18 protein-coding genes, 1 tRNA gene and 1 pseudogene are annotated in these 19,690 nt (G+C 64.4%); 7 read left to right on the top strand and 13 right to left on the bottom strand.

The features are described 5' to 3' along the window. Nucleotide 1 precedes the first annotated feature (1 nt). Together A3M1_RS26060 and A3M1_RS0120450 are read right to left on the bottom strand one after the other, a co-directional pair. Nucleotides 2-1,363 (bottom strand): DNA cytosine methyltransferase, encoded by a 1,362-nt coding sequence (locus A3M1_RS26060; RefSeq protein WP_245261782.1) that lies wholly within the window; start codon nt 1,361-1,363, stop codon nt 2-4. Nucleotides 1,364-1,504: 141 nt separating this feature from the next. Then, on the bottom strand, nt 1,505-2,170 hold the full coding sequence (locus A3M1_RS0120450) for a hypothetical protein (protein WP_018390857.1): 666 nt from the start codon (nt 2,168-2,170) through the stop codon (nt 1,505-1,507). Nucleotides 2,171-2,326: 156 nt separating this feature from the next. Here A3M1_RS0120450 and A3M1_RS0120455 point away from each other — a divergent pair, with 156 nt between their 5' ends. After that, a complete protein-coding gene (locus tag A3M1_RS0120455) occupies nt 2,327-2,542 on the top strand; it encodes a helix-turn-helix transcriptional regulator (RefSeq protein ID WP_018390858.1) in 216 nt (71 codons plus the stop codon). Between the two features lie 643 nt (nt 2,543-3,185). Then, nucleotides 3,186-5,447: a hypothetical protein gene (locus A3M1_RS0120460; protein WP_018390859.1), complete on the top strand. Its 2,262-nt coding sequence runs from the start codon at nt 3,186-3,188 to the stop codon at nt 5,445-5,447. A 273-nt stretch (nt 5,448-5,720) separates the two neighbouring features. Here the strand turns inward: A3M1_RS0120460 and A3M1_RS0120465 are convergent, their stop codons facing one another. Both A3M1_RS0120465 and A3M1_RS0120470 read right to left on the bottom strand, forming a co-directional pair. Next, a complete protein-coding gene (locus A3M1_RS0120465) occupies nt 5,721-6,425 on the bottom strand; it encodes a hypothetical protein (protein WP_018963983.1) in 705 nt (234 codons plus the stop codon). Then, complete coding sequence (locus A3M1_RS0120470; protein ID WP_018390861.1) at nt 6,422-9,592, bottom strand: hypothetical protein; 3,171 nt, start codon at nt 9,590-9,592, stop codon at nt 6,422-6,424. Before A3M1_RS0120470 ends, A3M1_RS0120465 begins: the two co-directional genes overlap by 4 nt. Nucleotides 9,593-10,355: 763 nt before the next feature. On the opposite strand from A3M1_RS0120470, the pseudogene A3M1_RS27225 reads away from it, so the two are divergent. Continuing rightward, nucleotides 10,356-11,405 (top strand): annotated as a pseudogene (locus A3M1_RS27225) (recombinase family protein); the annotation flags it as partial. 558 nt (nt 11,406-11,963) lie between these two features. Here A3M1_RS27225 and A3M1_RS0120495 read toward each other — a convergent pair. Next, a tRNA-Glu gene (locus A3M1_RS0120495) sits at nt 11,964-12,038 on the bottom strand. A gap of 313 nt (nt 12,039-12,351) precedes the next feature. Further along, nucleotides 12,352-12,774, bottom strand: a complete 423-nt coding sequence (locus A3M1_RS0120500) for a VOC family protein (RefSeq protein ID WP_018390864.1) — start codon at nt 12,772-12,774, stop codon at nt 12,352-12,354. A gap of 54 nt (nt 12,775-12,828) precedes the next feature. Between A3M1_RS0120500 and A3M1_RS0120505 the strand changes: the two genes are divergently transcribed. The 4 genes from A3M1_RS0120505 (at nt 12,829) to A3M1_RS0120520 (ending at nt 15,517) form a co-directional block, all read left to right on the top strand. Further along, nucleotides 12,829-13,596, top strand: a complete 768-nt coding sequence (locus A3M1_RS0120505; protein WP_018390865.1) for a Sir2 family NAD-dependent protein deacetylase — start codon at nt 12,829-12,831, stop codon at nt 13,594-13,596. Nucleotides 13,597-13,723: 127 nt separating this feature from the next. After that, nucleotides 13,724-14,326 (top strand): cold-shock protein, encoded by a 603-nt coding sequence (locus A3M1_RS0120510; RefSeq protein ID WP_018390866.1) that lies wholly within the window; start codon nt 13,724-13,726, stop codon nt 14,324-14,326. 114 nt (nt 14,327-14,440) lie between these two features. After that, nucleotides 14,441-14,971, top strand: coding sequence for a DUF192 domain-containing protein (locus A3M1_RS0120515; protein ID WP_018390867.1), 531 nt, complete (start codon nt 14,441-14,443; stop codon nt 14,969-14,971). 105 nt (nt 14,972-15,076) lie between these two features. Continuing rightward, the gene (locus A3M1_RS0120520) at nt 15,077-15,517 is read left to right on the top strand and encodes a PPC domain-containing DNA-binding protein (RefSeq protein WP_018390868.1); all 441 of its coding nucleotides are present in this window, start codon (nt 15,077-15,079) and stop codon (nt 15,515-15,517) included. A 133-nt stretch (nt 15,518-15,650) separates the two neighbouring features. Here A3M1_RS0120520 and A3M1_RS0120525 read toward each other — a convergent pair whose 3' ends face one another. The 7 genes from A3M1_RS0120525 to A3M1_RS0120555 all read right to left on the bottom strand — a co-directional run bounded on the left by A3M1_RS0120525 (nt 15,651) and on the right by A3M1_RS0120555 (nt 19,683). Next, nucleotides 15,651-16,748 (bottom strand): tyrosine-type recombinase/integrase, encoded by a 1,098-nt coding sequence (locus A3M1_RS0120525; protein ID WP_018390869.1) that lies wholly within the window; start codon nt 16,746-16,748, stop codon nt 15,651-15,653. A 70-nt stretch (nt 16,749-16,818) separates the two neighbouring features. Then, a complete protein-coding gene (locus A3M1_RS0120530; protein ID WP_018390870.1) occupies nt 16,819-17,130 on the bottom strand; it encodes a hypothetical protein in 312 nt (103 codons plus the stop codon). Beyond that, a complete protein-coding gene (locus A3M1_RS26775) occupies nt 17,127-17,285 on the bottom strand; it encodes a hypothetical protein (RefSeq protein ID WP_018390871.1) in 159 nt (52 codons plus the stop codon). Before A3M1_RS26775 ends, A3M1_RS0120530 begins: the two co-directional genes overlap by 4 nt. Then, complete coding sequence (locus tag A3M1_RS0120540) at nt 17,278-17,730, bottom strand: hypothetical protein (RefSeq protein WP_018390872.1); 453 nt, start codon at nt 17,728-17,730, stop codon at nt 17,278-17,280. The genes A3M1_RS26775 and A3M1_RS0120540 overlap by 8 nt, the downstream gene beginning before the upstream one ends. Further along, nucleotides 17,727-17,873, bottom strand: a complete 147-nt coding sequence (locus A3M1_RS26780) for a hypothetical protein (RefSeq protein WP_018390873.1) — start codon at nt 17,871-17,873, stop codon at nt 17,727-17,729. Before A3M1_RS26780 ends, A3M1_RS0120540 begins: the two co-directional genes overlap by 4 nt. Next, entirely contained in the window at nt 17,870-18,475 is a 606-nt protein-coding gene (locus A3M1_RS0120550; protein ID WP_018390874.1) for a DUF1643 domain-containing protein, read from the bottom strand. Before A3M1_RS0120550 ends, A3M1_RS26780 begins: the two co-directional genes overlap by 4 nt. Further along, on the bottom strand, nt 18,472-19,683 hold the full coding sequence (locus tag A3M1_RS0120555) for a hypothetical protein (RefSeq protein ID WP_018390875.1): 1,212 nt from the start codon (nt 19,681-19,683) through the stop codon (nt 18,472-18,474). Before A3M1_RS0120555 ends, A3M1_RS0120550 begins: the two co-directional genes overlap by 4 nt. Nucleotides 19,684-19,690 lie beyond the last annotated feature (7 nt).

The raw sequence follows: 19,690 nt of genomic DNA on the forward strand, positions 1-19,690 counted from the left end.
ATCATCCTACCTGCGCGCGAATCCTCTCTTGATCGCGTGAGGTATTAAGCTCTTTCAGCAGGCCCTCCGCTACACTTTTGGCCAGCAGCGGCGGTACGGCGTTTCCAACTTGTCGATAACGGGAGTGAGCCGGGCCACCATCGTGCCGACCTTCTAGCGGGCCTCGACGCCTATCCGACGTGAACACAAAATGATCGGGAAATGACTGAAGCCGTGCGAGCTCGCGTACTGAAAGCGCACGCGGCGCGTCGTAGTGGTACACGCAATCAGCCTTCGTATTCAGCGTCCATGCCCAGAGCTCTGGATGGAGGCGGCGGTACGCATAAAAGTGCTTTCGCGAGAGCCTCCCGCTACCGTTTTCCTGTCCCCAACGCTGCCCTGTAAGATAGCGATCGAGCAGTTCCTCTTGCAGATCTCTGTGATTTCCGCCCTGAGGAATGCCGCATAACCGCAGTTCAGTATCCTTGTTAATCCTAGGAACCTGAACATTCGCAAGCCGCTCAGGCGCATCCGTGCGCATCAAGCGCTGATACGCGCTCTGTGGTTCCGGGAGGTCGCTCCAATTCAGATCGTCCGCCCGGTGTCCCATCGGCAAACCGGCGAGATCGGAGATTGCTTGCGCGGCAGTGACCGCCGTTAGATTTTCCGTGTCCGCTAGGGCGTCTGCGAGCGTCATGCTCAGGAGGTTTTGCTGTACGACGAGCTGGTAACGCGGTTTGCGATCACCCGTGAAGCGTGCCAACGCCACGGAGTCCGTAGCACCAGAGCCTTTGAGAGCTGGGAGCGACATACGAGTGCCGCGCCGAACACCGCGAAACAACAGACGTTTCCGAGTCTGAGGCACGCCAAAGTCAGACGCATCGACAACCTGAGCTTGCACGTCGTATTCCCTGTCGAGTGCCAAGTCAGCTAAAATCTGCTCTCGCACCCCCATCTGGTCCATGCCCGTCACATTCTCCATGACGAAAGCTGGGGGCAAAGCGGTGCGCAACGTGTCGACGAACTCGCGATAGAGCGAATTACGAGGATCATCAATCAATCGGCTGTGGTTGCGAACCTGCGAGAACGCCTGACAAGGAGGGCCGCCGACGAGGACGGTAGCCCTGCGAGCTTGATCAAGAATTTGCGCTTTGACCGCATCTCGCCGAAGGTCGCCCAAAATAGACTGGGCCCTCGGAAAATTCAGAGCAAAAGTCGCCAAGGCGTCGGGATCGTTGTCGCTGCCAGCAAGAATGGTAAAGCCAGCCTGCCTGAAACCTTCGGACAGCCCACCGGCACCGCAGAACAGGTCAACAACCGAGAAGTTTTGAGGCAAATCCGGACCGCGCTTTGCCGCCCCGGCCTTCCCAACCGATCGACTCAAACCCTGCCCTCCCGACGAGAATCTATGCAATACGTTCCTATTATGTTCTGGCGGCCTCGCCAAGGCTTTTCACCCTTCGTGACCAAACAAACCGTGCATCGGCACCCGTCCTGCTTATGCGCCGGCATCGCAGGCTCCGCTTCAAGAAGTGAAGGTGGCCTTATACTGCGGGTGCAACTGCACCAATCGCGCAACATCCCTGCGGAGGCGCCGCAGCTCCGGCCACGGGAAATGCCGCCCCTCTGCGCCTTCGGCACCTACCGAGATCAGCACGTCGAGTTTCGCTGAGAGAGTGCTGAGAGAGGTTGCTTCCGCTGCAAACAGCTCCGCGATGAGGCGCTCTTCATCGGCGGATGCCGACGCTTCTTCCTGCCGGGTGGCGGAGTAGCCGATTGCGCGATCCGCGTCGTCCCAACGCTGCTGATGCGCGCGCAGAACTGCGGCGATTTCGGCGCGCCGTGAGCAAAGCGGCGGCAGATCGACTGAAAGCTCATCAAACTGGCGCAAGGAGGTGATGCGTACCGGCGAGGGCAACTCGGCTGCAGCAAGAACCACCTGCGGAAAGCCGATCGTCCGCACCAGCTCAGACTCCAGTCGCTGCTGCTTCCGACACAGAGCGAGCGTGCGCCGATGCGCGGCGCGCCACGCCTTCCACGCGATGAAGGCGGCATCTGTCGTGCCGCCATCCTGCGGTGCGGCTGCAGCCGAACTGTTGAAGGAAGAGCCGCCGACCGTCGCCAGGGCGGCAGAGAGAAGGTCCCTCCGGGATGGTCGGGACAGACTCATGCTAATCTCAGAATCAGCCATGATCCGAGCTCCACGCAGCTTGGTTGTGGTCAGGCCAAGTAGAGCGTTGCAACCGCTCCGCTTGGCCGCTTCACTGCTGGGCAGCGAAGAAGACGAGTCTGAATCGCCGAGAAATTATGTCAAGGTATAAATTTGCTAACGTCTGAACAGGTTCGAATGGCGCGCGCGGCGCTGCGATGGGGCGTACGCGATCTCGCCAACCATGCCGGCATAACTGCTGCGACGGTGACACGGATCGAGAACGACTACGCCGCTCACGCGAGCACGCTTTTGGCCATTCGAGCGGCGTTCGAAGCCGCCGGCATAGAGTTCATTCCAGAGAATGGCGGCGGCGCCGGTGTGCGCTTCCGCAAGCCGCCAGCGCCGGCATAGGCCTCAGCGACCGCAGCTCCTGCGCAAGATCGCTGAGGCTTCAGCGCGGTTCGGCGGCAGTTCCTTTGCAGCTTTTTCGCACCGCGATCGCCAGTCTTGAGCGGGGCACCGACAGCCGCTTCGCTTCAGGCAAGGCGTTGAATGGCGACGTCGCTGCCCACGTGGCGGTGCCTGCACCAGTCTGGCATCGCATTTCCGGAGGGCCTGACGAACAGCCGGTAGCGCTCGGCGCCCACGGCGCGTTTTCTGCCGCTCCGTCATAGTATCGCAGCGATGAGACGTGGTCTCGTTTCGGGCCGGCGAAGCGGGCTAGCTTGAGGGCAGGATAAAAGCGCGAACATTGCGCGGCGGTCGGATGGTTGTTTTTGCAGGGTATTTGCTTGATCTAGACACATTACGCCACTTGATAACAATGTGCAGGACCAGCAGGAATCTTTCTATTCGAACGCTTAGTCGCACATTGTCATCGTCTGATGCCCGCTGAGGGCCATCACCCCTCGGTTTTGGATCGCGAGGCCTGCCACTTCTGGGGCGTAGCAGAGCGAGCGGCTTCTCGGCAGAAACGCCGCCCCTGACCGAGGCGAGTCGCCTCTCCACAACGTGCCTGCACTGACCGCCGATGCCCCGTACGAGCTTCGCGCGCATGTTGGTGAAGTTCTGCCAGCAGCGTGCCACGACCGTCCTGTCGTCTCGCGACGCCGACCTGTTTCAGAACTGGCTGCTCGATCTCCTCGCTGCGCGCGTGCCACCGCCCCTGACGGAGCGCGACTATGACTGGCACGCGATTGCTCACGCCTGTGACGTGGATCACGCCGATCTGCAGCGTGCCGGCCCCGCGCTTGCGCCAGGCCTTGATGCGCTGCGCCGTGAACTGGCGCGCCGCGGCCACGTCACGGTGAAGCGTGCCGCAGCGCGCCGGGCACCGTCCCGCTTGGAGAGGAGCAAGCTTCAGCGTGATGCTCAGCGGCTCGACGCTGTGCCGCGTCGACGCGGCCCTCGGGCAAAGCCGATCGTCGAGTTCCCCGAGAGCGACGGCCGGCCTTGGACGGACCCGCCCTCATTCGCCGATGCGCTCGATCTTCACATGCGCCGCCATGGCGACTCCGCGATGCATCTCGCCCGTGTCCTTGAGGCGAGCGCGGGCCAGGTCGACGCCTCCGCGCTTAAAATGTGGCGCCGCGGCGTGAAGGTGCCGCGCGCCTCCCGAAGTCTCGCGGCGCTGGAGCTCATCGAGCGGCGCTACCGTCTGCCGCCGGGTTACTTCCGTTCGAAGCTGCCGAACGGAGATCGGTGCACATCGGCGGGGACCATCGCCGGCATCAGTCGAGCCGAGCGGCGACGCCTCGCCTGGCACCTACCGCATGATTTTGATCGGCGCCCGTTGAAGGAGCGGGAGGAGATCCTTGAGTGGGTGCAGCGGGTGGTGATCACGGGAACGACCGACTATCGGCGCTTCCAGGCAGCCGCCATGAAGCAGCGCTATTCGATCCGGTTTCCCGGCCTGCTCGACCAATCCGCCCGGCCGCGCGGGCTGAACCGGTTTTGCCGGGAGGCGGATGGATCGCTGCCGGATCCGGATCTCGCAAGTGCGGCGCTCGATGCGCCGCCCCAGCTGGCCGAGGAGATGGCCGATCTCATCCGGTTCAAGACGGCGACGCTGACGGCCTTCGGCTATCAGCGCAACGGTGTCTGGGGCGAGGAGACGGCATCCCAGAAGGTCGAGCATCTCGGTCTGATGTTCGGTGCGCTGGCGGCCTCACCCAGCGGCGCGGTCCACGGCTTTGGCGTTCCGTTGGAGAATCTGAGCTTCGGCCTACTGGTCTTCCCGATTGTGTGGGACTGGTACATCCAATGGCGCGAGCGTCGGCGCGGCTTCTACACCGCGTGGGAGGTCGACATGCTGCGGATTGCTGCCGCGCTCACCCGCGCCGAGACAGGCTGGCTGCGGCAGAACCCGCAACTGGCGGAACGCATCCGTCCTATTCCCAATTTGATCACCGAGCGCGACGTTGCCGCTGCCCGTGCTGACTGGGACGCGGCCTGCGAGCAGATGCATCGCCATGGCCTCGCCCGCGCACGGGAGGTGCAGCGCGTAGCCCGTATCCACCGTGATCCCTTCGAGCCGATTATCGCGGTTCTGGAGGCGGACAGCCCGGTCGCCGAGTATCGCAAGATCACTGAGGAGATCCTGCGGCTGATGCCGGACGAGAAGCGCTACCCGCGCGCGGCGGCCGAGGCGGTGCGGGCGTTCCTCATGCTGCGGCTCGGCCTGCATCTCGGGCTGCGGCAGAAGAACCTGCGTCAGCTCCTCGTCTGTCCGCGCGGCGACCTGCCAACCTCGGAGCGGCGCCTCGCGGAGATGAAGCGTGGCGAGTTGCGCTGGAGCGAGCGCGATCAGGGATGGGAGGTTCTTATCCCTTCCATCGCCTTCAAGAACGCGAACTCGTCCTTCTTCGGCAGCAAGCCGTTCCGGCTGATCCTGCCCGACCTCGGCGGCCTCTATCACTATCTCGAGGCCTATATCGATCGGCACCGCCGGGTGCTGCTGAAGCATGCTGCCGACCCGGGCACGCTGTTCGTCAAGACGGTGAAACTCACCAGCAAGGATGCCGCGTACTGCCAGAACACCTTCTATGAGGCCTGGCGCCTGGCGATCCAGCGCTATGGCATCCACAACCCCTATACCGGCCGCGGCGCCATCAAGGGCCTCCTGCCGCACGGCCCGCACAATGTCCGCGACGTGCTCGCGACCCATATCCTCAAGAAGACCGGCTCCTACGAGCAGGCGAGCTACGCCATCCAGGACACCCCGGAGATGGTCGCCAAGCACTACGGGCGCTTTCTGCCTCAGGATAAGGCGGCTCTCGCGGCCCAGATTCTCAACAAGGTGTGGGAGGCGGCCTAAGTGCTGAGGGTTCGAGAAGCGAATCTCTACGCAGCTCACGCGACGCGCGATGGCGCGTTGCCACGTTGGCAATCCGCTTCAGCAGCAGGGCCGGAAGCGCCGTAGAGGCAAAACTACGAGCCGCCCACTCAAGATGGGAACGGTGCAATCGGGGCCGATTGCGGAATGGCGGGCTTCAGGCGACTGCTCCCTCTTAGCAGACGCCGGTTTCAGGCTTTCCCTAGCGCTAGAAGATGTAGGTACGGTCGTTCAATGGCCGTTAGCCTCTGCGCCTCAAGGTCGTGATTGAATAAAGTTGTAGGGCAGAAGTAAGTATTCCCGCAGGATGCGAAGAAGTGCGATCATACCCAGCGCGTCCTCGAAGTTAGCGTGTTCGAGGAATATGCGCTTGAGCTCTGGCTTCGCGTCATCATGTAATTCATGATGCGTGTACGCGCCGTTGATGGTCGACGATAACACCGCGCCGGGGAAGCTGGCCGACAGCATTGCGATCAGGCGTTGAGAGCAGAGGTCTTCGATTTCCCAATCCAAAGTTGCGAATGCCAGGTTGGCTTGGGTGACTACCAACTTGCGATCGTAGCCTGCGGGGAACGCAGGCATGACGGGCCGGAGCACGAAAAGATCCTCATACCTACCGATGATCGGATCCGCCGTGGTGAACACTCGGCGGCCGGCGATGTCGTTGTCCAGCAGTCCCGCGAAACGGAACCGGGTCGCGCCTGTGGCGTCCCGGTCTACGTCCGCTAGCTGCAGGAACATCCCGAGACGCCTACTTACGCCATCCACACCGCCGTCGTTCCCTTTCCCGGCCGCCAAGACCGCGAGATCAGCGTCGATCAGCGGTCGTCCGTGCCGCTCCGCATGCAGATCAGATGCTCGCGTTAGGTACGCTACGTCGGAGGTCCCTTCCACAATCACATTCACACGCGCGATGGGCCAGCCCAGAAGGGCGGCCATTTGTTCGACGACGCCGCTCATCTCCAGGGCGCCGTGAGGGGCCGGAGCAGCGGACCGTTGTGTCCGAAGATGATGAACCCGGCCAGCGGGGCTCCAGGAGCGAACCTTGGCTGTCCGAACTGCTCCGCGCGGAAGGGCACCTCAACGTTGTCGAGCTCCGACACCTTGGCAAACGCTCGTCCGTCGGTGTTCGCCGTCACCCGAGCGCGCACCTGTCGTCGATCGCCGCCGGACAAACCCAGGAGCCATTGAAGCCGCGGCGGTACCTCGACGAAATGTTCACCCTTGCGCCATAGGCCGCGAAGGCGACGGAACTGAATCTCGCCCTCGTGCGCGCGGTCGCGCTGGAACATCAGGACGGCCAACTCCAATTGCATCTGCGGCGTGAAGGCCGGGCCACTGCCGTTCAGCGACTGCAGAAGCTCCAGTTGCAGATCGAAGTTCGCCGGATCATCGATGACGGTGAGCAGGTAGCGCAACTTCACTGCCTGCACGTTGCCGGTCAGCAACGGGCCGGAGAGCATCTCTGCGGCCGCGGCACGGTTCGCCGGAGGTAAATCTGCTAGGGACAGGTTCTTCTGATGTCGCACACCTTCGCCCAGCTGCGCTAAGGCTGCCGCGATGGCGCCGGTCTCGGTGTTTAGATCCCTGTCGCCAGCGCCCCCGCTCGCCATCAGGAGCGCGAATGCGCTCTCTGCTAGCCTGCCGAGCGCGTTGCGCCTCGGCTCGGATCCCGGCCGCTCCATAAGGCCGTAGACGAGCGCGAGGACCTCCAGTGCCCGCGATGCAGCCACGGCAAGATCCGCCGCTCCCTCGGCCAACAGGGCACGTCCGTAGGTCTCAACCACGAAGGAGTTGTCCGGGTTCAAGCCATATGCGCGTCGGGTTGTCGCCTCGGCGGCCTTCCGTGATGCTTCGACGCTTGCCGGATCGTGGCCCGCAGCCAATTCGGCGTCAGCAAGGTCGTAAAGCGCGTGCGCGAGCGAGTTGTAGATGTTGATATCAGACTCGCCTCCTTCCTCGGCGTCGAGTCGCAGTGCGGTCTGCAAGTCCTCTGCCGCTCTTCGCAAGATGTCGACTCGCTCATCGCCGCTAAGATGGAAGAGGTCCGGGTCGGATGCGATGCGCCGCCTGGATATGGCGCAATGGTGCAGAAAGGTACGGCTGGGGGCGCGCAAAGAGCGCGGCATGTTATCGAGGGCCGCGAGGACCTCCCGCCAGTATGGGGCGAAAACTCCGTAGCCCCGGCTCGGGTCGATTTTGAAGATCGAGACGGCGAAAGACTCCGCCACTTCGCGCAGATAGACACTCTGTAAGATCGGCGATGCGGAGATATCCCGCAGGATTAGGAAGCGCATGTGTTCGGGATTGGTCGCCGCCCCGTAACCCTCGACCTCCCTAGCCGGCTGGTCGTAAAAGAGGCCGTTGATCAGATAACGCCCTAGGAGACTGTGCGCCATCGCCCAATAGCGTTCGGTCTCAGCGCGGAACTCGACGAGGCCAAGGACACCTAGCTCTTTCCGCATATCCTCAATGCGGTCCGAGATGGGCCATCCCGCTGAGGGTGGGAGCAGTTCGTCTGGTAGAGGCTCCCGAACAGTACTGAAGGCGGCGATCCTGAGCAGGGCCGTCCGGATTTCCGCGTCCGTAACTGTGTCGCGGAACGCACGGTAAACACGAGACTGCACGGTCTCCCCGAGGTCGACTTGCCGCTGCAGCCAGAAAGATAGGACAATCCAGAATGCCGCGATGCTGCGCGACGTGCCCACCGCTGAGGTGTCGAAGAAGGCTCGCCATTCGGCCTCCGATCTGTCCGTCCCATGCGGAACGAGAAAGCGGTTGAGGTGGCGGCCGAGCAGGACGGCATCGTTCGCTGCGACGCGATGTGTGAGATTAGCGAGAGCGACGAACCTGTGGTCGGACAGGATGCCTACTCCGACGAGCGGCCCGGTCGCGAGCAGCATGCAGACCCGGCGGCCGCTTGTGGCGATCTCCCTAGCGTAGCTGAGGAGTTCTGCCTCCCGTCCCTCCCAGTGTCCCTGATCAAATACGAGCACACACGGCGCCTCGTAAATTTCGGAGATTTCAGCCTGAGGGCGTTCATTGACTAGCCTGGTTAGTAGCCCGGACATCTCGAGTCCAGTTCCCGGCGAGGCGCCCCGTTTCGCGACGAGAGTCGGGTAGCCGTTCGACGCCGCGCGCCAAGCGAGATCGCGAAGCAACGTTGTGGCACCCGCGCCGGGCTCGCACGAGAGGTAGAGGATGCGGTTCTCTTCCACGCCGCGACGGTCGAGCCGTCTTAGCCGCGTGCGAAGGGTCTCCCAGGCGTTCGGATCCCGCTGCCACGGCATCCCAGCGGCGTAGGGCCGCCAAGAAGCGGCGGGATCGGCGAAGAACCCATCCACTTCGTCGGCGGCGAGATCTGCGGGTTGGAGTGGCGTGAGCGCGTCGACCCCGAGTAGATCGTAGGAAGCCAGCACCGGACGTTGGGGGTCGTCCAGCCCGGTAGCGACAACGTCGCGCAATTTCCCTTGCTCGTCGCGAATCCTGACCAAGAGGGCGCCGTCCCGGCCGCGCAGGTACTCTCCCCGCAGCGAGGCGGCGAACTCGGAGATCGATGCCCTGAGCAGACCAACAGGCGTTCCGCCCCGGTCGCGCTGCCACTGACGAATCGTTCCGTCCGCGTCTGCGTCGTCCGATACGAACGTAATGAGGGTCCTGAAACCGTCTTCCCATAGTGCGTCCAGGTCTTCTGGTATGGCGAAGCGCCCAGATACGACTACGATCAGGTGGTGGGCTGGGCGACGGCGGAGCGCTTGAAGCATCGTTAGCCGGCGCGTCAGTGCGGTGAGGCCGGTTCGTCGCTCACTTTGCCGTCCGTTAAGAAGGAGCACAGCCAGGTGCCGCCGTGGCAAAACCACATCCGCGGGATCCGTCTCGACGAGGTGGATCAGGCCTCGGCGAAGAACCAATGGGTCGTCAATCGCCTCGGGAGTCTCGATTTCGGTTGTAAAGGGCTTGTCCGAGCGTTCAGAGAGCACAACGCTCCATGGTAGGCGGCAGAGCGAGGCGGCGGCGCGTGCATCCGTGGAGCCGTCGTCAACTAGCCAGAGCGCTGCGTCTCGGCCGTCCAACTGGGCGATGATCGGGAGAGGAATGCTTGTGAGTTTCTGATCTTGACCAGCCATCTGGAGATCGTCGCGCAGATCAAATCCGGTGTCCAGCGGGGAGGAGGAAGAATGCAGTTCTTTTGAAGCGGGTTAAGTCGATCAGCTCTTAGTCTAAGGCGATCGGTACGAGCGGCCGTCCGATTACACCAATTCTGCCGGAATTGAACGGGCTGCTTTCCATCAAGCCTGGTGTTTAGTGCAGCATGAACGAAGGGCGGGTTTCGGGATCGGTGATTTTTTCCGCAATGGCCGAATGGGGGCGCAAAGTAGACTTCGCTGCAAGGGCAGGCGAACGCCAAGTATGGGTCGTTGCCGCCAGACCGCTCCACCAAGCGTATCCCGGGAAAGACTCCCGCGCCGCATCTGGCAAGTATTTTCGCCCTGCTGCACGCGGTTGTTCTGCGGCGTAGAATCGGCCCCTTGGCGAGTGGGGGGATGCCCTTGATCCTCCGCGCATGCGCCACTCGCGTCCGTTTCGTCCGAAGAAAATATTCCGTGTCGGCAGCGATGCTCCATCGCCAGCTTCGAGCTTGGCTGGCGCACCACTCTCAAAGATCCCGCGCCGCGATGCGCGCGTCATTCGAGATGCTGAGCAAAACCTTGCGCCCGCTGACTCCGTCGAGCATGATTCCAAGGTCGTGCATGTCACCGACGACTGGCCATCGAGCGTTCCGATCGCACCTGAAGAAGTCGATGTGATCGAGGCCTTCTTCAGGCGGGAGATCGACGCGCTCTTGAGGTGACGGTGCTGCCGAAGGGGCTTGAGGGAGGCGATTGGGCCATGAACGTAACCTTGCCTATCACCAGCCGGGCCGCCCTCTATCTCCGCGTTTCCACCACGCGGCAGGCCGACGTTGACCTGTCCATCCCAGATCAGCGCCTCCAGACCGCCGCCTATTGCGAGCGGCAGGGCTGGTCCGTTGTGGCGGAGTATGTGGAGCCGGGTGCGTCGGCGATGGACGACAGCCGGCACGAGTTCCAGCGGATGATTGAACGGGCATCCGATGACGATCGCCCATTCGATGTCATCGTCGTCCATAGCTTCAGCCGGTTCTTCCGCGATGCCTTTGGGCTGGAGATGTACATCCGCCGCCTCGCGAAGCACGGCGTGCGGCTCGTCTCCATCACCCAGGAGCTCGGGGACGATCCGGCCCAGGTCATGATGCGGCAGGTCATCGCCCTGTTTGACGAATACCAGTCCCGCGAGAACGCCAAGCATGTGCTGCGGGCCATGAAGGAGAATGCCCGGCAGGGTTTCTATAACGGCTCCCGCCTGCCGCTTGGTTTCACTCTCGAAGAGGTGGAGAAGCGCGGCCATCGCACGAAGAAGCGGATCATCGTCGATCCCGTAGAGGCCGAGCTCGTGCGGCTGATGTTCGATCTTTACCTGCAGGGAGACGGCACATCTGGACCCATGGGCATCAAGGAGATTACCAAGCACCTCAATGCGAAGGGCCACCGCACCCGCCTCGGTGCCCGTTACGGCGTCGGTACCATCCACGGCATTCTGACCAATCCCGTTTATGTCGGGGAATGGAGCTTCAACAAGCGCAGCTCCAAGACCGGCCAGGTGAAGCCGCAGCACGAAGTCATCCCGATTTCCGTGCCGGCCATCCTCAATCGAAGCACCTTCGACAAGGTGCAGAAGGCGCTCAGGGCGAAGAACCCGCACAACAGTCCGCCCCGGGTCATCTCAGGTCCGATCCTTCTGACCGGGCTGGCCTACTGCGCCTGTTGCGGTAGCGCCATGACGCTGCGCACCGGCACCTCGAAGAGCGGCAGGGTCTATCGCTATTACAGCTGCTCGACCTCCGGCCGGGTCGGCAAGTCCGCCTGCAAAGGGCGAACGGTGCCGATGGAGAAGCTCGACCATCTGGTCACACGCCATGTGGCCGAACGCATTCTGATGCCCGAGCGGCTGGAGGCGCTGCTGCAGTCTGTCGTCGACCGGCGGGTGAAAGCCGATGCCGAGGTTCAGGCGCGGATCGATGAACTCTCCCGCGAAAGGACGACAGCGGAAGACAAGCTCCGGCGTCTTTACCAGCTTGTCGCCGACGGCATCACTGAGCCCGACGAGATGCTCAAGGAGCAGATTGCCAAGCTCAAGGCAGATCGGGACCGTGCACATTCGGCGCTGGAGCGGATCGAGAATCAGGGTGCTGCCGCCAGCCGGCTTGACCCGGACAAGCTTGCCCGCTTCGGGCAGCTCATGCGCTCAAACATCACCGAGGGCGAGGTGCCGTTCCGCAAAGCGTATCTGCGGTCGCTTATCGACGCCGTCGAAGTCGACCAGCACGTCGTGCGCATCCACGGATTAAGGACGGTGCTGGAGAGAGCCGTACTCGCCGACCGCGCCACCCAGCCGGGTGTTCGCGGTTTTGTACGGAAGTGGCGCGCCCTAGGGGAGTCGAACCCCTCTCTCCACCGTGAAAGGGTGGCGTCCTAACCGATAGACGAAGGGCGCGCAGGCCGGGGCCTTATAGGGTGACACGCGGCGGCGCGCAAGATGGCACCATGCGCGTCATCCACAGGCATGGCGCCCGTGCGCACGAAACGCCTTCCGCAGCCATGCCCCGTGCTGGGTCGCCGCGAGCGGGGCAGGCGGCGGTCTGAAGCGCGGGGCCGCTGGCGACTCAGAGACAGCAGGCAATGCAAGCAAGTCCCTCACCCAAGGGACATCGGCCCCGGCCGGGCCCTGCCGCAGCCCTGCCGCAACCGGCCGCCTTGCGCCGCCCATGGGCCGGCAAGGCGCGCCGGCCCACGAACTCAAGGCCGCATCACCATTTGCCGGTGTTCGCCATCGACGCCCACGGCTCCAGCGGCGGCAGCGCGTCGCCCTTCTGCAGCAGCTCGATCGAGATGTTGTCAGGCGAGCGGACAAAGGCCATGCGGCCGTCGCGCGGCGGGCGGTTGATGGTCACGCCGCCATCCTGCAGCTTCTGGCAGGCGGCATAGATGTCGTCGACCTCGAAGGCGAGATGGCCGAAATTGCGCCCCTCGCCATAGGGTTCCGGGTCCCAATTATAGGTCAGCTCCACCTCGGCGACGCCTTGCTGGCCGGGGGCGGCGAGGAAGATCAGCGTGAAGCGCCCTTGCGGCGATTCCTTGCGCCGCACCTCGGTGAGCCCCAGCTTGTTGCAGTAGAAATCCAGCGAGGCGTCGATATCGGTGACGCGCACCATGGTGTGAAGGTACTTCATGAGTCCTCTCAAAGGCTGCCGCCGGGGTGTCCGCGGATCGGATGAGCGCAACATATGATGAGTGGCGATGACATCAAGGCGGCGGCCGACGCGCTTGCCGCCGTGCTGGCCGATATGCGGGCCGGGGTCGCCTTCACCGGCGCGGGAATCTCCACCGAATGCGGCATTCCCGATTTCCGCTCGCCCGGCGGTCTGTGGTCCCGCAACCGGCCGATCGACTACCAGGACTTCCTCGCCAGCAGGGAGATGCGGGCCGAGGCCTGGCGGCGGCGCTTCGCCCTGGAGCCGGCGCTGGGCGGCGCGGTGCCGGGGCGTGGACACCGGGCGCTGGCCGCGCTCGCGGGCGAGGGGCGACTGCAGGGCATCATCACGCAGAACATCGACGGCCTGCACCAGGCCTCGGGTGTGCCCGACGACAGGCTTGTCGAACTGCACGGCAACAGCACCTTCGCCACCTGCCTCGACTGCGGCACGCGCTATGAGCTGGAGTGGGTCCGCGCCCGTTTCGAAGCCGGGCAGGGGCGGGCGCCGGACTGCGCAACCTGCGCAGGCCCGGTGAAGAGCGCCACCATCTCCTTCGGCCAGCCGATGCCGGCGGCGGCGATGGCGCGGGCCGCGGCCCTCAGTGGCGCCTGCGATGTCTTCCTCGTTCTCGGTTCCTCGCTGGTGGTATGGCCGGCGGCCGGCTTTCCCGTGCAGGCGAAGCGCGCCGGGGCTACCCTCGTCATCGTCAATCGCGAACCGACCGAGCTGGACGATCTGGCCGACCTCGTCATCCATGCCGATATTGGCGATGTGTTGGAGGCGGCGATGGCCCGGTGACGGGCGGGAATCGCGCACCGAATCAATTTGGGTGTTTTCGTGACCGCAGCGGGTGCTATGCTTCGGCTTCGGAATCATGGTTTTCGCCAGCTGGGGCGAAAAGGGTTTTCCTGGAGGTAGGCAGCCGATGGTGTCGGACGGGTCTCTGCCACGCACGGGAACGGGCTCCCGCGACGAGCTGGATCAGGGCGCCGAGGACGGCGAGCGCCAGGATGGCAAGGTCCTACAGATCGCCGGCAGCATCAAATGGTTCGACCTGTCCAAGGGCTACGGCTTCGTCGTCCCCGACGATGGCAGCGGCGACGTGATGCTGCATGTCACCTGCCTGCGGCGCGGCGGCTTCACCACCGCCCAGGAAGGCGCCCGGGTGGTGTGCGAGGTGGTGGCGCGCGAGCGTGGCTTCCAGGCGCTGCGCGTGCTCTCCATGGACGAGACAACCGCCCTGCATCACTCGCAGCTGCCGCAGGCGCGCACCCATGTGACCGTCCAGCCGGTCGGCGGCTTCGAGCGGGCCTGGGTGAAGTGGTTCAACCGGCTGCGTGGCTTCGGCTTCCTCTCGCGCGGCGAGGGCACCGAGGACATTTTTGTCCATATGGAGACGCTGCGTCGCCACGGCCTGGCGGAGCTGCGCCCGGGACAGATCGTGCTGGTGCGCTTCGGGCCGGGGCCGAAAGGCCTTATGGCTGCCGAAGTGCGGCCCGATGGTGCCGCAACTCCCTCGTCTCACTAGGGATGGTGCCTGCCATCGTCGTCGCGTGAATCGCGGCAGCAAGAACCCCGATAGCAAGAATCCCGATAGCAAGAATCCCGACGGTGAGACTTCCAGAGCATGAGTTCAGCCAGCATGACATTCGATCGCACGGCATCCGCCTTCGTCGCGGCGAGCCGGCAACTGCGCGGTTTCCGGGGCTGCGGACGGGGTCTCGCGCTTGCCGTTGCGGCCGTGCTGTTCGCGAGTCAGCTTCTGGTCGCGGGCCTTGTGCCCGCCGGCGCCACTGCCGAGCAGCTGACCATCCTCACCAAGGCGGGTCCGCTCGGGGTCGAGATCGAGATGGCGGTCACGCCGGCCCAGCGCTCCAAGGGCTTGATGTATCGCACCGAACTGGCGCCCAATGCCGGCATGCTGTTCGATTTCGGCGTCGATCAGCCGATCTCTATGTGGATGAAGAACACCTATATCCCGCTCGACATGCTGTTCATCCGCTCCGATGGGCGCATCGCCAGCATCGCCACCGACACGGTGCCGTTGTCCACGGCGACGATCTCGTCCGGCGTGCCGGTCAAGGCGGTGCTGGAGCTGCCCGCCGGCACGGTGCGCGCCAAGGGCATCGCCGTCGGCGACCGCATCGAGCACCGCCTGTTCGGCGGCGGCTAGAGCGCCCTCCGATCCGCTTGCGATGCAGGTTGATCGGCGCGCGCTCTCGGCGGAACGGGGAGGGCGCTCATCCGTTGGTGCAGACCGCACCAACAGGAGGCGCTTATGGCCATCATCAAGAAACTCGCGGACGCAGGCGAGCTGCGCACCTTCGCGGTCATATTGGAGACCGGCGAGGAAACGATGGCGGCATTGCAGGAGTTCGCCCGCGCTGAGGACCTCACCGGCGCGCATCTGTCGGCCATCGGCGCCTTCAGCCATGGCGTCATCAGCTATTTCGACTGGGAGTCGAAGACGTATCGCGACATCGCGGTCGACGAGCAGGTGGAAGTGGCCTCGCTCTCGGGCGACGTGGCGCTGAACCCTGACGGCACGCCGACGGTGCATGTGCATGTGGTGCTGGGCCGGCGCGACGGCAGCGCGCTGGCGGGCCATCTTTCCAAGGGCTTTGTCCGCCCCACGCTCGAAATCATCGTCACCGAAACGCCGGCTCATCTGCACAAGCAGATCGACCCTCAGAGCGGGCTGGCACTGATTCGCCGCTAAGGGATGGCCGGATCGAGGCTGGTCGGGGCAGCAGGATTCGAAACTCCCTCAACCCCTTGATATGGCTCGCTGCCGTTCTGACGTTCGCTCATTCGCCTTCCCTTCCTTCCGGCCGTGATGCCGCGCTGTTCTGCTAGTCTTTCGGCCCCTCGACCGGGCGGCTGCTGGCGCGGAGGCGGGCGACTTCGGCTGTCTGCTTCTCCGTCTTGCGGATGTAACGCGGCGTCGTCGACAGGTTGGAATGGGTGAGGTGGGCGGCGATGGCGCGGATGTCGGCGCCGGCCTCGAAAGCCTCGGTGGCGCCGCCGGCGCGGCTGTCCATCGACCATACCGAGTCCGGGATGCCGGCCGCGCGAGCGATCTGCCGGTACCATTTGCGATAGCTGCGCTCGCGCACCGGCAGGCCGTGCTCACCCTTGACGATGGCGCCGACGCGCTCGTCATGCGGCACCGACTCCAGCAAAGGGAAGAGCAGGGGATAGGACTGCAAGTCGAAGACCGTGCGAGCCTTGGTCTTGGAGGTGCGCAGGCGCAGACGCCAGCCGGGGAGGTTTTCCCAGCGAAAGGCGCCGGTCCATGTCTCGTCGCCATGATGGACAGCGCCAGCGGCTTCCGGGTTGGCCGGCCCCCATTCGCCGATGATGTCTTTCTGGCGCAGCATGAGCTCGAACTGCGCCGCGACGCCGATCGCCATGTCGCGCTCGCCAAGCTCCAGCGCCTTGGCGATGAAGGCGACGGCCTGGCCGAGCCCCATCTCTTCCTCTCGCGCGCCCGGGCGCTGGAAGCGCAGGTTCTTCAACCGCTCGGCCAGGGTGCCGCATTCGTCATAGCCGAGGGCGTGGCCGAAGCGCAGCAGCTGGCGGAGCATCGAGACGGCGTCATGCGCGCGCTTGGGGCGCGGGGGCTTGCCCTCTTCCGCCGGCGCGCCCCAATTGCGGAACCAGCGCTTGATGTCGAGGACGGTGATGCCGGGCACCACGCGCGAGCCGACCGTCGCCTCGATGACCTTGAGGCTGTCGCCATAGCTCTTGCGGGTATTCGCCTTCACCTCGCGAAAGGAACTGTCCGGGTGTTCCTGAAAGAGCCGGGAAAGACTGGTGATGGTGCCGTCATAGACGGTCAACGGCCTGTCACCGCCGGAGAAAGTGGCAATCCATTCCCGAAGACGCTCGGTGTGGTCGCGGCAAGCGGCGGCGACCTGTTCCTCGGTCAGGCCATCGGCCAGGCGCACGGTGCGATCGGGATAACCCTTGCAGTCGCGGCAAACCTGAGAGGCCACCCAATAGGCGGTGCGGCGCGCGTCAGTGCGCGTCCGCCATTTTAGGCCCGGGGCGTCGCTTCTTGGGGGCATCCCAGTTTTCTTCGCCATCCTCGGCCATTCCGATGGTTGCAGTCTTGCCCAGACCGTTGCTGGCGTCCAGCCATGTGCGCACGGCGGGGTAGTAGCGCCCCCGGAACAGTGTGTGCTGGCGCGGGAAGCCCTTGGCCTCCAGCGCCTTTAGGATGGAGCGGAAGCGATCGACGCCGATATGCGGGGCGACGATGTCGCGCAGCTGGTGATCGGTGAGATAGAGCGGCGGCGCAGCGCGCAGGTTGGCGGATTCATCCGTCATGACGCGACCCCTCTCAAAGCCCACCATGCCGAGGCGAAGGCAATCGCCGCGATAAGGCCGACGAAGATCAGCCAGAAACGGATGGGAAGGCGGCCGCGCACCGGCGGTGGCAGGTTGTCATTGCCGGCCCGGGGGTCGTCGTCGAGGTCAAGCATCCCCTTCATCCTTGGGCAACCCGGTGGGCGAGGAGGCTTCTGCCGCTCGAACACGGTCATTGTGCTTTCGCGCCGACGACATGGATCGGCCATCGAGTATCTGAAGTACCTCCGGCGCGTGATCAACCATGGGGGTTCCATCGCGCCCCACAGTCAGATACGTCAAGCGGGCCGACCGCCTTGCGGTCATGAATTCTCGGATAATCTCGGCGGAGCGGCTGACAGGGAATGGGCCTTTCTGGTCAGGCAACATCCCTACTTCCTGGGCGATGATCCAGAAGCGCGCCGCCGGCTCCACCTCATCGCCCGGCGCCGCCGGAGAGGCGGCGACCATTGCACGGTAGAGCGTACTGGACAGGCGCAGCGGGTCCTTAAGCCAAGCATCTTGCCCCGCACGAAGCTGCACGGTCGTTGGCTCGATCGGGACAGTCTTCCAGTCTGTCATGGCGTTGCTCCGAAAGCGGACGACGCGAGGGCGCCGAGCGCGGCGCGCATCAGGCCGAAGTGCTGGATGTCGATCGCGGCCAGGCAGAGCGCGAGGAAGCCGAGCAGGACGATGGTGATGGGGCGGGAGGGGTTGGCGGTCATGCGGCACACCCTCGCGCAGGGCGAAACTCGACCAGATCAGCGGCCGAGCCGACATAGAGGGGGTGGCGGGGATGGCCGGCCTTGGTGAGACCGAGCGCAAAGCGCTTGTGACTGCCGATCCAGCCAAGTGCGGTCTCGTCCTGGCCGAGATGCCCGCCGTGGGCGCCCCACGCGCACACGACGAGACCAACGGGGCAGCTGCCGAACAGGACATTGGCAAAGGCGCCCCTGTTGTCAGGGCCGACAGGGTCGTCGGCATCGTTCAGGGCGAGCAGCGCGCGGGGGTCTGTCGCGCGATGGGCGAAAAGGTTGATGACCTCCATGCGGTCATAGCCCCATGCGCGGGCGAAGCCGACGCACCGGCGGATAGTCGGGTCATCCTGTTCGCCATCAGCGGTCGACGGGTTGAGCATGACGAAGATGCAGGCCTTGGGCCAGCCAACCGGATCTCCCTCGCCATCAAGGAGCGGCGAACCGTCGTCATCGGTCCACATACTCCAGAGGGAAGGGGCGGGATGCAGGCGCCATTCCCGCCAGAGGCGGTAACGAAAGCGACCGCATGCGGAGACGGTCGCGCCCTTGGCGACGTAGGAGATGCTCATGCCGCCTCTCCCTCGCCGAAGAGGGCGCCGTGCTCGGGGCGGCGGGTGAGGCGGGCCACCCAGACGACGGCAATTAGGCCGGGATCGGCGATGCTGCGCAGCCGAACGGGCTTGAGTTCAGTGGTCGACCAGATCTCGATATTGCCGCCGCCGAGAGCGTCCATGGCCTTGAGGGCCAGTGCGGGGCGAATGCCTATCCGCCCCGGGCCGGTGCACGCCACAATGGGGATAGACTCTGCGCCATAGATGCCTTCGGCATGATTGTCGAGCCAGAGGGAAAGGTCGCCCTCCTCGCCCCATTCCACGCCGACGGCGCGCTCTTCGCTGCCGGCGACGCTGGAAAGGCGCCGAAGCGCGGCGGCGAAGAGATCTCCCGCGACGGTGAGGCAGGTGCCCTCGGCCGCCGGAACGATCCGCTCGTAGGGCGGGAAGATGTTCTCGATCAGCCGGGTGACGTAATGCAGCTTCACCCCGCTGGCGGCGGCGCGCACGGCCACGACGTTCTCGCCGGCATGGATTTCAAGCGGCACCTCGCCAAGACGCAGGATGTGGGCGACGCTGTCCAGCGGCAGCATAAGGCCGCGCGGGCGGGCGGCCCGTGTGTCGTCGGCCTCCACCTTCCGGGGCAGATCCTGCGCGCCCTCCGGCGCGTCGACGTCAGCGACAATAAGAACATGTGTGTCGCAGGCGGCACTCCAGAGTGTGGCGCCGTCCTCCGATGCATGGAGATAGATGCCTTCCAGATAATACAGGTCTGCACGCCCCTTGGCGGCGGCGGAGCGCGGCAAGTCCAGCAATCGCCGCGCCTCTTCCGGCATCAGCATGAACTTGGCGATCGAGCCATTGGGCTCGAACATGGATGGGAAGTCGTTCGCGGCGAGCACATGGAGCTGATAGCGCGAGCGCCCGGCCTTGAGGGTCGCCAGCTTGTCATTGGCGTCGAGGCTCACCTGCGCGCCTTCGGCGAAGTCGTTCACCAGCTTCAGCAGCGTGGCGGCATCGACGCAGATGGAGCCTTGCCGGGCGACGTCGGCCGGGATTTCCGCTTCGGCAAAGGCATCGTGGTCCGTGGCGGCGAGAAAGAGCCGATCCCCTTCCGTGCGCAGGCGCAGGAAGGCGAGCATCGGGATCTTGGCCTTGGCCTTCGCCAGATGGCCGACCGCCTTGAGGGCGGCGAGTAGATGGGTACGCTCGGCTATGAGCTTCATGATTGCC

The sequence above is a fragment of the Ancylobacter sp. FA202 genome (genome assembly GCF_000380205.1).
GTDB lineage: Bacteria > Pseudomonadota > Alphaproteobacteria > Rhizobiales > Xanthobacteraceae > Ancylobacter.